Below are 12,944 nucleotides of genomic sequence, written 5' to 3'. Positions count from 1 at the left end.
AACCACCGGACCAAACTCGTAGGGTGGGCAAAGCGCAGCGTGCCCACCGTCTTTCTTCCGCACCACCGCGGTGGGCACGGCGCTCCACGCCTTTGCCCAGGCTCCGCACCTCCCGGGTCGACCACATGTCCCTCTTCCTGCATTATCTGAGCATGCCGTATCTGCTGCAGGGCATCGAGCTGACCCTGCAGGTCACCGCGCTCGGCCTGGTGGGCGGCCTCGTTCTTGGCCTGGTCCTCGCAGCGATGCAGCTCAGCCGGTTCTGGCTGCTGGCGGCGATCGCGCGCGGCTACACCGTGATCTTCCGCGGCACGCCACTGATCCTGCAGATGGTGTTCGCCTACGACGCGCTGCCGCACATCGGCATCAAGCTGCCGGCGGTGCTGGCCGCGGGCCTCGCGCTGGCCTGCAACGAGGCGCCGTTCATCGCCGAGATGCTGCGCTCGGGCGTGCTCGGCGTCGAGCGCGGCCAGTTGCTGGCCGGCCAGGCGCTCGGCATGACGCCGGGGGTGCTGATGCGCCGGATCATCGCGCCGCAGGCGATCCGGACCATGATCCCCGCCTTCGGCAACGAGGCGGTGAGCGCGCTGAAGAACTCCTCGCTGGCCTCGGTCATCGCCGTGCAGGAGCTGACCTTGCGCTCGACGCAGCTGGCCTCCTCGACCTTCGACTTCTTCTCGATCTTCTTCGCCTCCGGCCTGATCTATCTGGTGCTGACCGGCGCAATCAGCGTCATCCAGCTCGCGCTGGAATGGCTGCTCGATCTCGACCGCACGACGAAGCAGCGCAGGCTTGCTGATTATCTCCCTTGGCGCCGCGTCGATGTCGCAACGAAGCTGGAGCTTGCGGGCAGAACCTCATCCGCCATCGAAGCCACCCCGCCCGAACCCACGGAGTTGAAGGAGACGCCGCCACTCGCGTTGTCGCTCGAAGACCGCGCCCGGCGCGCCGCCACCATCGCCCGCAACAATATCGCGGTCGAGGTCAAGGACCTGCGCAAGGCCTATGACGGCAACAGGGTGCTCGACGGCCTGGATCTCACCGTGCGCATCGGCGAGGTGATCGCGCTGCTCGGCCCGTCCGGCTCCGGCAAGAGCACCTTGCTCCGCTGCATCAATCATCTGGAGAACTGGGATTCCGGCGAGATCCGCGTCGGCGGCCGCAAGCTCGGCTTCGACGAGAAGGAGCGCAAGCTGACGCCGCGCGCGATCGCCAATGAGCGCGCCAATGTCGGCGTCGGCATGGTGTTCCAGCAGTTCAACCTGTTCGGCCATCTGAGCGCGAAGGAGAACATCGCCGGCCCGCTGCGCTGGGTGCACGGCCTCGGCCGCTTCGAGGCGGAGCGCCGCGCCACTGAGCTGCTGGACCGTGTCGGCCTGTCGCACCGCGCCGATGCGCTTCCGCGCCATCTTTCCGGCGGCCAGCAGCAGCGTGTTGCGATCGCCCGCGCGCTGGCGCCGAACCCGAGCGTGCTGCTGCTGGACGAGCCGACGTCGGCGCTCGATCCGGAGCTGGTCAACGAGGTGCTGGAGGTGATCCGGCGCCTCGCCATCGACGACGGCCTGACCATGATCATCTCGACGCATCAGGTCCGCTTCGCCGACGAGGTCGCCGACCGCGTCGCCTTCCTCAATGGCGGCGTCATCCTCGAAGAGGGACCGGCGCACGAGGTGCTGTCGAGCCCGCGCCATCCGCTGACCGCGCGCTTCCTCTCGGTGATGGATGCCGAGCGGCCGAAGGACGCAGTGGCATGAGTTCATCCTTCACATCAACGTCAACGATCTCGCGTCCGAACGATGAGGCCCTCGCATGAAACACCATCTGCTGCCGGTGTCCCCGAAGACCATCCATTGGGGCTATTTCTCCAAGGTGGTGACACCCGCGCTCACCTTGCGCTCCGGCGACCGCGCCACGATCGAGACGCTGACGCATCACGCCAATGACGATTACGAGCGCATGATCAAGGACGATCCCGGCGCCGAGAGCGTGTTCAAATGGACCAGGGAGCACAAAGCCGTCGCGCGGCGCGGCGCGGGCCCGACCGAAGGGCCGTTCATCCGCGGCTCCGGCGAAGGCATCGGCGTGCATCTGCTGACAGGGCCGGTCGCGATCGAGGGCGCCGAGCCCGGCGACGTGCTGGAGGTGCGCATCCTCGACATCAAGCCGCGGCCGAGCCAGTGCGGCTGCCATGCCGGCAAATGCTTCGGCTCCAACGCAGCCGCCAATTGGGGCTTCCACTATCATGATCTGATCGAGGAGCCGAAGCCGCGCGAGGTCATCACCATCTTCGAGCTGGACACCTCCGGCGAGCCGTTCGCCAAGGCGGTCTACAACTACGTCTGGACGCCGCAGACCGACCCCGACGGCATCGTGCATCCGACCATCGACTATCCCGGCGTGCCGGTCGATCACACCACGATCAAGAAGCGCGAGAACATATTGCCCAATGTGAAGGTGCCGGCACGGCTTCATTTCGGCACCATGGGGCTGGCGCCGTCCGAGGCCGACTACGTCTCCTCGATTCCGCCGAGCTATACCGGCGGCAACATCGACGATTGGCGCATCGGCAAGGGCGCGCGGATGTATTATCCGGTCGCCGTGCCCGGCGCCTATTTCTCGGTCGGCGATCCCCATGCCGCGCAAGGCGATAGCGAGCTCGGCGGCACCGCGATCGAGACGTCACTCACCGGCGACTTCGAGTTCATCCTCCACAAGAAGAACGATCTCGGCGGTACGCCGCTCGAAGGCCTCACCCACCCGCTGCTGGAAACCGAGCAGGCATGGTCGGTCTACGGCTTCACCTATCCGAACTACCTCGCCGAGCTCGGCACCAATGCGCAGACCGAGATCGCCAACCACTCCAGCCTCGACCGCGCCATGCGCGACGCCTTCCGCAAGCTGCGCCGGTTCCTGATGACGGTGCATCATCTCAGCGAGGACGAGGCGATCTCGCTGCTGTCGGTCGGTGCTGATTTCGGCGTCACCCAGGTGGTCGACGCCAATTGGGGCGTGCACGGCACGATCCGGAAGAACGTGTTCCGGTGTGATTGATTTCGAAGCGTAACGCGAGCTCTCGCCTCGCGGACGGTGCGCTCCCTCCCCCCTTGTGGGGAAGGGCTGGGGTGGGGGGTGCCCCGAGCGAGACCGCCGTTGTGGGCCCCCTCCCCTAGCCCCTCCCCACAAGGGGGAGGAGAACAGACTGTTCGTGGGGCGATGGCGCTGATGACAATGACCTTGGGAGCAGACGACTGACCCGCGCCGATACGCCAATGCACAAGCGACAAACAGTCAAACTCATCTGGCACGGGGGTTGCTTCGAATTCCCGGACCCGGGGCGTGCCATGAGTTTCCGTCCGTTCACAAGCGAATCCTATGCGAGGGGCGAGCGCCCTGACGCGTGGCGCGACGTGCTGAATGCGGTCGGGCTGCAGCCGGCTGCGAAAACATCCTTCCATGACGGCCACGCCACCGCCTCGCATCGCCATGCGCCGGGCATCGCGCTGTCGCGGCTGTCGGCGGGGTCGCAAATCATCGCTGCGATGCCGCAGGCCGGCGAGGACCTGCCGATTGCCTTGCTTGCAATCGAGGACGGCGCCGTGCTCCGCAGCGGCGACAGCCATCGCATCGTGCCATCAGGGCATTTGATACTGCTGCCGCGCACCGGCGACTGGAGCCTCGCCTTCCAGCGCGATCTGCGCGCGATCGTGCTGTCCGTCACGATCGAAGCCCTGCATGGCCGCATCAGCGGCAAGCTCAAATTCGCCAAGCCTCAGGTGGTCGCGCCTAGCGGCCTTGCCGACGTGGTGTGCCGCACCATCGAATCCACAGCGCGCGCACTGGAGACGCTGAGCGATGCCGAATGGAGCACGGTGGCGCAGAGCCTCGTCGACCTGCTGCTGACGCTCGCCCATCAGCAGGCCGCGCCTGTGTCCGATACCGGCAGCAGCGCCACCCAGGCCGCCATCCTGCACCGGATCTGCCAGAGCATCGAGCGAAGACTCGAGGACGCCGATCTGACGCCGGCCAGCGTCGCCCAGGGCGAGGGCATTTCCGAACGTTATCTGCAAAAGCTGTTCGAGAGCGCCGGCGATAATTTCAGCCACTATGTGAGGGAACGCCGGCTGCAGCGGGCCTGGACCGACCTTTCCAATCCGGCCGAAGCCAATCATTCGATCTCGGAGATCGCGTATCGCTATGGCTTCGCCGACTCCGCGCATTTCAGCCGCAGCTTCCGCGCCCGCTTCGGCCTGTCGCCGCGCGAGTTCCGGCAGCAGAAGGCCGAGCAGGCGGTGACCTCGGCGACGCCGCGCGGGCAGCGCGGCTGGCCGCAGGATGCGCTGGCGCAGCAGCGCGCGTGCCAGACTTCGGCAGTCGCCAAGACCGATAGCGCTCTGCCCGCTCCGGCCAACGATCAGGACGCGCAGCAGCGCAATCATCACCATCTCGCTGTGTCAGCCGAGCGCGTGCATTGGGGCTATTTCAGCCGCTCGCTGCCGCCGCAGATCGAAATCGCCTCCGGCGACACCATCACGGTGGAGACGCTGACCCAGCATGCCTCCGATGATCCGGAGTTGATGATCGCGGGCGACGCTGGCGCACAGAGCGTGTTCGGCTGGACCAAAGCGAAGAAGAACGTCGACCGCCGTGGCGCAGGCCCGATGGATGCCAGCGTGTTCGGCCGCGGCGCCGGCGAAGGCTTTGGAGTCCATATCTGCACCGGTCCTGTGGCGATCAAGGACGCGCAGCCCGGCGACGTGCTCGAGGTGCGCATTGTCGACATCGTGCCGCGGCCGAGCCGCAGTCCCAGACACCAGGGCCGCGTGTTCGGCTCCAGCGTCGCCGCGTGGTGGGGCTATCACTACAACGAGCTGATCGCCTCTCCGGCGCCGCGCGAGGCGGTGACGATCTACGAGATCTTCGCCGACGAGCCCGAGCCGCATGCGCGCGCGCTCTATTCCTATCGCTGGGAGCCGCAGACCGATCCCGCCGGAATCGTGCACGCGACCTACGACTATCCCGGCGTCCCGGTGGCGCCCGACAGCATCAAGCGCCGCCACGGTGTGCTCGACAACATCCGGATTCCCTTGCGGCCGCATTTCGGCGTCATCGCCGTGGCACCGCGCGAGGCCGATTTCGTCGATTCGATTCCGCCGTCCTATTTCGGCGGCAATCTCGACAATTGGCGGCTCGGCAAGGACGCGACGGTGTATCTCCCCGTCGCCGTCCCTGGCGCGCTGTTGTCGGTCGGCGACCCCCACGCGACGCAAGGCGACGGCGAACTCGGCGGCACCGCGATCGAATGCTCGATGACCGGCACGTTCCAGGTCATCCTTCACAAGAAGTCGCAGCTCGCGGGAAAACCCTTTGCCGATCTCTCCTATCCCCTGATCGAGACCGCCACCGACTGGGTGCTGACCGGCTTCAGCCATCCGAACTATCTCGCCGAGTTCGGCGCGCAGGGCCAGAGCGAGGTCTACGCGACCTCCTCGCTCGACCTCGCGATGAAGGACGCGTTCCGCAAGATGCGCCGCTTCCTGATGCACATCAAAGGCCTGAGCGAGGACGAGGCGATCGCGCTGATGTCAGCCGCCGTCGATTTCGGCGTGACGCAAGTCGTCGACGGCAATTGGGGCGTGCACGCGATCCTGAGCAAACGGCTGTTCGCGGATGCGGGCTGATTTGACTGCGCTGTCTCTCAGACCTCCGTCATTGCGAGCGAAGCGAAGCAATCCAGAGCCGAGCACACGACTCTGAATTGCTTCGTCGCTTCGCTCCTCGCAATGACGACCTTTGTCGTGTTTTCCAGCGTGCCCCACACAAGAGGACCCCCACCATGCAGTTCCACATGATCTCCGGCGCGACCAGGCCGGTGGCGCCGTTCAGTCACGCGGTGGAGAGCGACGGCTTCGTGTTCGTCACCGGTCAGATGCCGGACTCACCGGCGGCACCGGGCGTGCTGCCCGAAGGCATCGTCGATCAGACGAAGGCGGTGATGCAGAACTTGAAGTACATCATCCAAGGTCTCAATCTCGACCTCGAACACATTGTGATGTCTCGGATTTACTTGACCGAGTTCAAGCGGGATTATGCGGCAATGAATGAAACCTACCGTTCATTCTTCCCGCCGGACCGGCTGCCGGCCCGCACTTGCGTCGGCGTCACTGGTCTGGCCTATGACGCGCTGATCGAGATCGATCTGGTCTGCCGAAGACCATAGTACCCATTGGTAAACATCTTCTCAACGCAGGCATCCGTCATTCGGTCCAGGCTGGGGAGCCCCACGCCGTTGCCGATTGTGTCGCGCCGACAGCCGGTGTCAATTCACCTCACCAGTGTGACTCCGGGGAATGCCATGTCGTACCAGTTTTCCAATCGTCAAGAGATCCGCAAGCCGGCGGTGACCAGCAAGGGCGGCATCGTCGCGGCACAGTCGCGGCGCGCGGCCGAAGTGGGCGCCGAGGTGCTGGCCTCCGGCGGCGACTGCATCGACGCCGTGGTCGCGACCGGCTTTGCGCTCGGCGTGCTCGAACCGTGGATGAGCGGCCTCGGCGGCGGCGGCGCCATGGTGCTGTACCGCGCCAAGGAGAATCGCGTCGAGGTGATCGACTACGGCATGCGCGCGCCCGACAGCCTCGATGTCGCCGACTATCCGCTGGCCAACGACGGCAGCGTCGCAGCCGACATCTTCCCGTGGCCCCGCGTCAAGGACGACCGCAATCTGCACGGGCCCGGATCGATCGCGGTGCCCGGCGTCGTCGCCGGCCTGGAGGCCGCGCATCGCCGCTACGCGCGGCTGCCGTGGCAGGAGCTCGTCACGCCAAGCGTGAAGCTCGCCGCCGAAGGCCTGCTGGTCGACTGGTGGACCACCGTGATGATCTCGAGCTGCGCCGCCGACCTGCGTCGCTATCCCGGCAGCGCCGCGGCCTATCTGAAGGACGGCCTGCCGCCGAATCCGCAATGGGGCGCCAAGGCCGTGACGCGGCTGCCGCAGGAGCAGCTGAAGGCGACCTTGGCCCATCTCGCGCAGGCCGGGGCGCGCGACTTCTACCAGGGCGACATCGCCCGCTCGCTGACCCGCGACATCCAGGCCGCCGGTGGTGCGCTCTCGGTCGAGGATCTCACCGCGTTCGAGGCGCATGTCCGCGAGCCCCTGCGCATTCCCTATCGCGGCGGCACCGTGTTCGCGACGCCGGAGCTGACCGCCGGCCCAACGCTGGCTCACGCATTGCGGCTGATGCAGGCGAGCGTGACGGCATCGGGCAAGACGCCTGATGCGAGCGCCTTCATCGCCTATGCCGAGGCAGTTCAGTCGGCCTATCGCGAGCGGCTCAACGACATGGGCGATGCTGCAGGAAAACGCGCGCTCGGCGCCGAATATCTCGCGCCGGCCTGCACCACGCACTATTCGGTCGTCGACCGCGACGGCAACATGGCCGCGGTCACGCAGACCCTGCTGTCCGGCTTCGGCTCGAAATTCCAGGCGCCGCAGAGCGGCATTATGATGAACAACGGCATCATGTGGTTCGACCCGACGCCCGGCACGACCAACTCGCTCGCGCCCGGCAAGCGCTGCCTCACCAACTACACGCCGGTGCTGGCGCAGGCTGCCGACGGCCGCCGCCTCGCACTCGGCGCCTCCGGCGGCCGCCGCATTCTCCCGGCGGTGGCGCAGATGCTGTCGTTCGTGATGGACTATGGCATGGACCTCGACACGGCCATCCACCAGCCACGCATCGACGCCAGCGAAGGTAACGTGGTCGGCGCCGATACGCGCCTGCCAGAAGAAGTGATGGACGCGCTCACGGCAAAATTCGAGACCGTGCCCGCCCCGGTGCAAACCATGCCGATGAAATTCGCCTGCCCGAGCATCGTCATCCGCGACGGTGCTGTGAACAGCGGCGCAACCGAGATCTTCCACGCCTGGGGCGATGCGGTGGCGGAGAACTGAGACAGGCCAGTTGAACTCGAGCTCTCTCCACATCCGCGGCGCGCTCCCTCGCCCCGTTCTTCACGGGGCCGCGACGAGCTTCGCTCGCGCTGAGAGGGTCGGGGTGAGGGGCAGACGCACGGGAAGTGTGTGTGGTGAGACCTGTACCCCCCTCACCCGGATCGCATCTGACGATGCGATCCGACCTCTCCCCGCAAGCGGGGCGAGGTGCACCGAGCGAGCCGCTAGAGCTGTGGTCCCGTCTCGAAAAGCAAGCTCAGAATTTCGCGTCCCGCCTATCCATCAACTCTCGAAATCCACGGCCGTGGTGTTGGCGCCGCAGATGAGAACCGCAACGCGCTCGGAGGGAGAGGGATGATAGGCGCCCGATAGCAGCGCAGCGAAGGCCGCGGCGCCGCCCGGCTCGGTCACAACGCGCAACGCCGCCCACAACGCGTGCTGCGCCGCCCGTATGTCGTCGTCGCTGACGATGACAACCTCCGGTGCCGCAAACCGCTGCACGATCGGAAACACGCGCGCGCCGATCTGGCGTGGTGCGAGGCTGTCGGCGGCGATGCCGCCCGCAGGCGCGTCGACGGGACGCCCGGCCGCCAGCGCATCGCGCAGCGTCGGCGCGCCATCCGACTCCACCGCCACGACCTTGACACGTCCCTCATACCACGCGGCAATGCCGCCGATCAGCCCGCCGCCGCCGACCGCCACCAGCAGCGTGTCGATATCATCGGCGTCGCGCTCGATCTCCAGCCCCACCGAGCCCTGCCCCAGCATGGTCTCGGGCTGATCGAACGCATGAATCGGCATGGCGCCGCTGTCCGCGACATGCCGCTCGCTCGCCGCCAGCGCATCGGCATAGCGATCCCCTCCGACGTGAATCTCCGCGCCAAAGCGCTTGATGAGGTCGATCTTCGACGGCGAGGCGATGCTCGGCACGAAGATCGCCGCTCTCAGGCCAAGACGCTGCGCCGCCAGCGCCACCGCAACACCGTGGTTGCCGCCGGACGCCGCGACCACGCCGGCGTCGGGCACATCGCGGGTCAGGAGATTGGCAAATGCCCCGCGCGCCTTGAACGAGCCGCCATGCTGCATGAATTCGAGCTTCAGCCGCAGCGGCGAGCACGGCAGGCTGAATTCGCCGCCCTCGACCGTGATCAGCGGCGTGTGCCGGACGTGGGGTTCGATGAGCTCGTAGGTGGCCGCGATCCGCTGCCGGGTCACCGCTGTTGATATCTCTGACATGCCGCACCTCGCTACGATCGACATGTCTTGACATAAATTAGTCAATTGGCAAAGTACCAAAATGGCTCCCGACCGCGTATTCCGTGCACTGGCCAATGACAAGCGGCTCCAGATCCTGGAGTGGCTGCGCGATCCGACACGCCATTTCCCGCCGCAGACCGATGGCGACCTCGTCAAGGACGGCGTCTGCGGACTGTTCATTGCCGACAAGCTTGGCGTCTCCGCGCCGACGCTGAGCGAGCACATGCGCGTGCTGACGGCGGCCGGCCTCGTCAAGGCCAAGCGGGCCAAGGGCTGGACCTTCTACAAGCGCGACGAGCCGGGATTGAAGGCGGCGCGACGGCTGCTCGGCGAGGTGCTCTAGCGATCGGCGGGCGTGATGATCGAACCGACCCAAAGTTGCAGCCCTGGGCGTACATCTCAGAGGGCAGAGAGAGATACGAGCCTTCGCTGCGGGCACAGTACGCTCCCTCGCCCCGTTCTTACGGGGAGAGGGTCGGGGTGAGGGGCAGCCGCACGAGAAGTGTATGTGGTGAGACCTGTACCCCCTCACCCGGATTGCATCTGTCGATGCAATCCGACCTCTCCCCGCAAGCGGGGCGAGGTGCACTGAGCAAGCTGCGAGATCTTCGCGCACTATCTGTTGGCGCTAGCCAATCAGCGCCTTCACCAACTCACTGTCCGCATCCGCCAGCTCATCGATCACATCGAAATGGTGCCGGTCCGGCGCCTCTACATAGGCCGTGGATGCACCGAGACCGCTCCAGATGTTGGCGAGCAGCTGCGCCTGGCGCCGAAATTCGTTGCGCTCGGCGCCGCCCACCCAGGCAGTGACCTTGATGCCATCGACCGGCACCAGCAGCGCCGGGCCTTCGCGCGCAGCCGTGGCGTCGTCGATATGCAGCGTGTCGTTCATCGCGGTACGCTGCAGCGGGCGCAGATCGTGCAAGCCGGAGATCGAGACCACGCTCGTGATGCGCGCCTGCCGCTCAGGTGACAGCGGCGCGCCGCGGCAGATCATGCGGCTGACGAGATGACCGCCGGCGGAATGGCCGGTCAGCGCCACCGGGCCGCCGACCTCGTCCATTGCACGTGCGATCGCCTGGGCGACATCAGCGCTGATATCGGCCAGGCCGACCTCGGGACACAGCCGATACGACGGCATCGCCACGGCATGGCCGCGTGCGATCGGTCCTTGCGCGAGATGCGACCAGAAGCTCTTGTCGAGTCGCATCCAGTAGCCACCATGCACGAACACGACGAGTCCCTTCGGCGCGCCCTCCGGCAGAAACAGATCGAGGCGCTGGCGCTCATGCGCACCATAGGCGATGTCGAGCTTGGCACGGCCCTGCCCCGTGAGCTTTTTGCGGTAGGCTTCCGCCGGCGCGACCCACAGGCCGGGCCAACGCTCGCCCCCGGCGATGTTCGGGCCGTTGGCGTAGGCGTTGTCCCAGTCCTTGACGGCGTACAGCATGAAGATCTCCTGATCGAATGATCCGCGCGCGGGCTCACAGCCCGGTGCGCAGCTTCCAGAGTTCGGGGAACAGCACGATCTCCAGCATCTTGCGCAGATAGTTGACGCCTGACGTGCCGCCGGTGCCGGTCTTGAAGCCGATGATGCGCTCCACCGTGGTGACGTGGTTGAAGCGCCAGCGGCGGAAATAATCCTCGAAATCGACCAGCTTCTCGGCGAGCTCATACAGCTCCCAATGCCGCTGCGGATCGCGATAGACGCTGGTCCAGGCCGCCACCACTTCCGCGCTCTCAGCTCGCGTGCCGCGCCAGTCCGTCCGCTGCCCGTCCGCACCGATGAAGAAGCCGCGCCGCGCCAGCAGCCGCAGCGCTTCGTCGTAGAGGCTCGGCTTGACCAGGATCGCTTCCAACTCGGCGGTCAGCTCCGGATGATGCGCATGCGGGCGCAACATCGCGACGTTGCGGTTGCCGAGCAGGAATTCGATCGAGCGGTACTGGAACGACTGGAAGCCGGAGGACTCGCCGAGCTTGTCGCGAAACAGCGTGTACTCGCTGGGGGTCATCGTGCGCAGCACGTCCCAGGCGCCGTTGAGCTGCTCGAAGATACGAGACACCCGCGCCAGCATCTTGAACGCCGGCTGCACGTCGTCTCTGGCGATCGCCGCCATCGCGGCCTTGATCTCGTGGATCGCGAGCTTCATCCACAATTCGGAGGTCTGGTGCTGGATGATGAACAAGAGCTCGTCATGCGCCGATGACAGCGGCGCCTGCGCATCGAGCAGGCGGTCCAGCATCAGATAGTCGCCATAGGACATCCGTTCCTTGAAGTTCATCCGCGCGCCTTCGGTGGCGGGATCGTAGGGAGCGTTGCTCACGTCACGAGCTCCTTCTGGCGATAGTCGGGCCTGTCCCACAGCCTGTTGTCGAGCACATCGGCGAGGATGTCGACCGCGCCGCGCACCTCGGCATCGCCGATGTACAGCGGCGTGAAGCCGAAGCGCAGCGCGTCGGGCGCACGGAAGTCGCCGATGACGCCGCGCGCGATCAGCGCGCGCATGATCGCATAGCCATCCGCATGACGGAACGACACCTGGCTGCCGCGCCGCTGGGGATCACGCGGCGAAGCCAGCATCAGCGAGCGACAGCGCTTCTCGACCTCGGCGATAAACAATTCCGACAGAGCAATCGAGGCCTTGCGCACGTCCTGCATCGACACGCCCTCCCAGGCGTCGAGCGCGGCATCGAGCGCTGCGAGCGCGATGATCGGCGGCGTGCCGATGCGCATACGCTCGATGCCGCCGCCGGGCCGATAATCGAGATCGAAGGCAAACGGCGCCTCGTGCCCCATCCAGCCCGACAGCGCCGGCGGCGCGATATCGGCATAGCGGGGCGCGACATAGATGAATGCCGGCGCGCCGGGTCCGCCATTGAGATATTTGTAGGTGCAGCCGACCGCGAAATCGGCATCCGCGCCGGCGAGATCGACCGGCACGGCGCCCGCGGAATGCGCGAGGTCCCACACCACGAGCGCGCCGGCGCTGTGCGCCTTCTGCGTCAACGCCTTCATGTCGTGCATGCGGCCGGTGCGATAGTCCACCTCGGTCAGCATCAGCACGGCGACGCTGTCGTCGATGGCAGCCTCGACCTGCTCGGGCTCGACCACCTCCAGCGTAGCGCGGTCGCCGAGCATGCGCACCAGGCCCTGCGCCATGTAGAGGTCGGAGGGGAAGTTGCCGCTGTCCGACAGGATCACGCGACGTCCTGGATTGAGCGACAACGCCGCGGCGAGCGCCTGATACACCTTGATCGAGAGCGTGTCGCCCATCACCACCGTGCCGGGCGCAGCCCCGATCAGCCGGGCGATGCGATCGCCGACGCGGCGCGGCTGCACCATCCAGCCGGCGCTATTCCAGCCGCGAATGAGCTCACCGCCCCACTCCGCCTCGATCATGTGGGCGACGCGCGCAGGGACCGCCGACGGCAGCGCACCGAGCGAGTTGCCATCGAGATAGATGACCCCTTCAGGTATCGTGAAGAGCGCCCGGGTTTTGGAAAAATCCGTCATACTGCCCCTGTTCGTTCGCGGCCTTGCATGCATGATTCGCGCCGGGTCCGACCAGATCAACCTGGCAGCACCGCGGCCGGCACCGCGCCCGCTGCATGGCTCCGGTGTCGCGAGGCTGTGAGGCTGCGACACAGTCCGGACGGAAGATCGCCGTCAGCCCGCGACATTGCCGCGCGACGCAGGACTTGTCACGCGCGCGGCGCAGCGCATGATAAGGTCCAC

The 12,944-nt window shown here is 66.4% G+C and carries 10 protein-coding genes; 6 read left to right on the top strand and 4 right to left on the bottom strand.

Annotation, left to right across the window (positions count from 1 at the left end; all coding sequences use genetic code 11):
* Positions 1–125 precede the first annotated feature (125 nt).
* The 5 genes from S58_RS08645 to S58_RS08625 all read left to right on the top strand — a co-directional run bounded on the left by S58_RS08645 (position 126) and on the right by S58_RS08625 (position 7,948).
* Positions 126–1,754 carry an amino acid ABC transporter permease/ATP-binding protein gene (locus tag S58_RS08645; protein ID WP_015664900.1) on the top strand — a complete coding sequence of 543 codons (1,629 nt, stop codon included), beginning with the start codon at positions 126–128 and terminating at the stop codon, positions 1,752–1,754.
* A 55-nt stretch (positions 1,755–1,809) separates the two neighbouring features.
* Positions 1,810–3,051 carry an acetamidase/formamidase family protein gene (locus tag S58_RS08640; protein ID WP_015664899.1) on the top strand — a complete coding sequence of 414 codons (1,242 nt, stop codon included), beginning with the start codon at positions 1,810–1,812 and terminating at the stop codon, positions 3,049–3,051.
* Between the two features lie 290 nt (positions 3,052–3,341).
* Positions 3,342–5,678 carry an acetamidase/formamidase family protein gene (locus tag S58_RS08635; RefSeq protein WP_042339026.1) on the top strand — a complete coding sequence of 779 codons (2,337 nt, stop codon included), beginning with the start codon at positions 3,342–3,344 and terminating at the stop codon, positions 5,676–5,678.
* A gap of 155 nt (positions 5,679–5,833) precedes the next feature.
* Positions 5,834–6,217, top strand: coding sequence for a RidA family protein (locus S58_RS08630; protein WP_015664897.1), 384 nt, complete (start codon positions 5,834–5,836; stop codon positions 6,215–6,217).
* A gap of 135 nt (positions 6,218–6,352) precedes the next feature.
* Entirely contained in the window at positions 6,353–7,948 is a 1,596-nt protein-coding gene (locus tag S58_RS08625) for a gamma-glutamyltransferase family protein (protein ID WP_015664896.1), read from the top strand.
* Between the two features lie 282 nt (positions 7,949–8,230).
* On the opposite strand, the gene S58_RS08620 is transcribed toward S58_RS08625, so the two are convergent.
* The gene (locus S58_RS08620; RefSeq protein ID WP_198409258.1) at positions 8,231–9,184 is read right to left on the bottom strand and encodes a threonine/serine dehydratase; all 954 of its coding nucleotides are present in this window, start codon (positions 9,182–9,184) and stop codon (positions 8,231–8,233) included.
* Positions 9,185–9,245: 61 nt separating this feature from the next.
* On the opposite strand from S58_RS08620, the gene S58_RS08615 reads away from it, so the two are divergent.
* Positions 9,246–9,548, top strand: a complete 303-nt coding sequence (locus tag S58_RS08615) for an ArsR/SmtB family transcription factor (protein WP_015664894.1) — start codon at positions 9,246–9,248, stop codon at positions 9,546–9,548.
* A 285-nt stretch (positions 9,549–9,833) separates the two neighbouring features.
* Here S58_RS08615 and S58_RS08610 read toward each other — a convergent pair whose 3' ends face one another.
* The 3 genes from S58_RS08610 to kynU are packed head-to-tail and all read right to left on the bottom strand — an operon-like array spanning position 9,834 to position 12,722.
* On the bottom strand, positions 9,834–10,658 hold the full coding sequence (locus S58_RS08610; RefSeq protein ID WP_042339019.1) for an alpha/beta hydrolase: 825 nt from the start codon (positions 10,656–10,658) through the stop codon (positions 9,834–9,836).
* A 34-nt stretch (positions 10,659–10,692) separates the two neighbouring features.
* Positions 10,693–11,532, bottom strand: coding sequence for a tryptophan 2,3-dioxygenase (gene kynA, locus S58_RS08605; RefSeq protein ID WP_015664891.1), 840 nt, complete (start codon positions 11,530–11,532; stop codon positions 10,693–10,695).
* Complete coding sequence (gene kynU, locus S58_RS08600; RefSeq protein ID WP_015664890.1) at positions 11,529–12,722, bottom strand: kynureninase; 1,194 nt, start codon at positions 12,720–12,722, stop codon at positions 11,529–11,531. Before kynU ends, kynA begins: the two co-directional genes overlap by 4 nt.
* Positions 12,723–12,944 lie beyond the last annotated feature (222 nt).

The organism is Bradyrhizobium oligotrophicum S58 (assembly GCF_000344805.1).
In the GTDB taxonomy this organism is placed as follows: domain Bacteria; phylum Pseudomonadota; class Alphaproteobacteria; order Rhizobiales; family Xanthobacteraceae; genus Bradyrhizobium; species Bradyrhizobium oligotrophicum.
This window is presented reverse-complemented; position numbering and strand designations above follow the sequence as displayed.

Excerpts from the sequence above, each read along its gene's own strand:
- S58_RS08645 (WP_015664900.1), top strand. The coding sequence starts at position 126 with ATGTCCCTCTTCCTGCATTATCTGAGCATGCCGTATCTGCTGCAGGGC.
- S58_RS08640 (WP_015664899.1), top strand. The coding sequence starts at position 1,810 with ATGAAACACCATCTGCTGCCGGTGTCCCCGAAGACCATCCATTGGGGC.
- S58_RS08635 (WP_042339026.1), top strand. The coding sequence starts at position 3,342 with ATGAGTTTCCGTCCGTTCACAAGCGAATCCTATGCGAGGGGCGAGCGC.
- S58_RS08630 (WP_015664897.1), top strand. The coding sequence starts at position 5,834 with ATGCAGTTCCACATGATCTCCGGCGCGACCAGGCCGGTGGCGCCGTTC.
- S58_RS08625 (WP_015664896.1), top strand. The coding sequence starts at position 6,353 with ATGTCGTACCAGTTTTCCAATCGTCAAGAGATCCGCAAGCCGGCGGTG.
- S58_RS08620 (WP_198409258.1), bottom strand. The coding sequence starts at position 9,184 with ATGTCAGAGATATCAACAGCGGTGACCCGGCAGCGGATCGCGGCCACC.
- S58_RS08615 (WP_015664894.1), top strand. The coding sequence starts at position 9,246 with ATGGCTCCCGACCGCGTATTCCGTGCACTGGCCAATGACAAGCGGCTC.
- S58_RS08610 (WP_042339019.1), bottom strand. The coding sequence starts at position 10,658 with ATGCTGTACGCCGTCAAGGACTGGGACAACGCCTACGCCAACGGCCCG.
- kynU (WP_015664890.1), bottom strand. The coding sequence starts at position 12,722 with ATGACGGATTTTTCCAAAACCCGGGCGCTCTTCACGATACCTGAAGGG.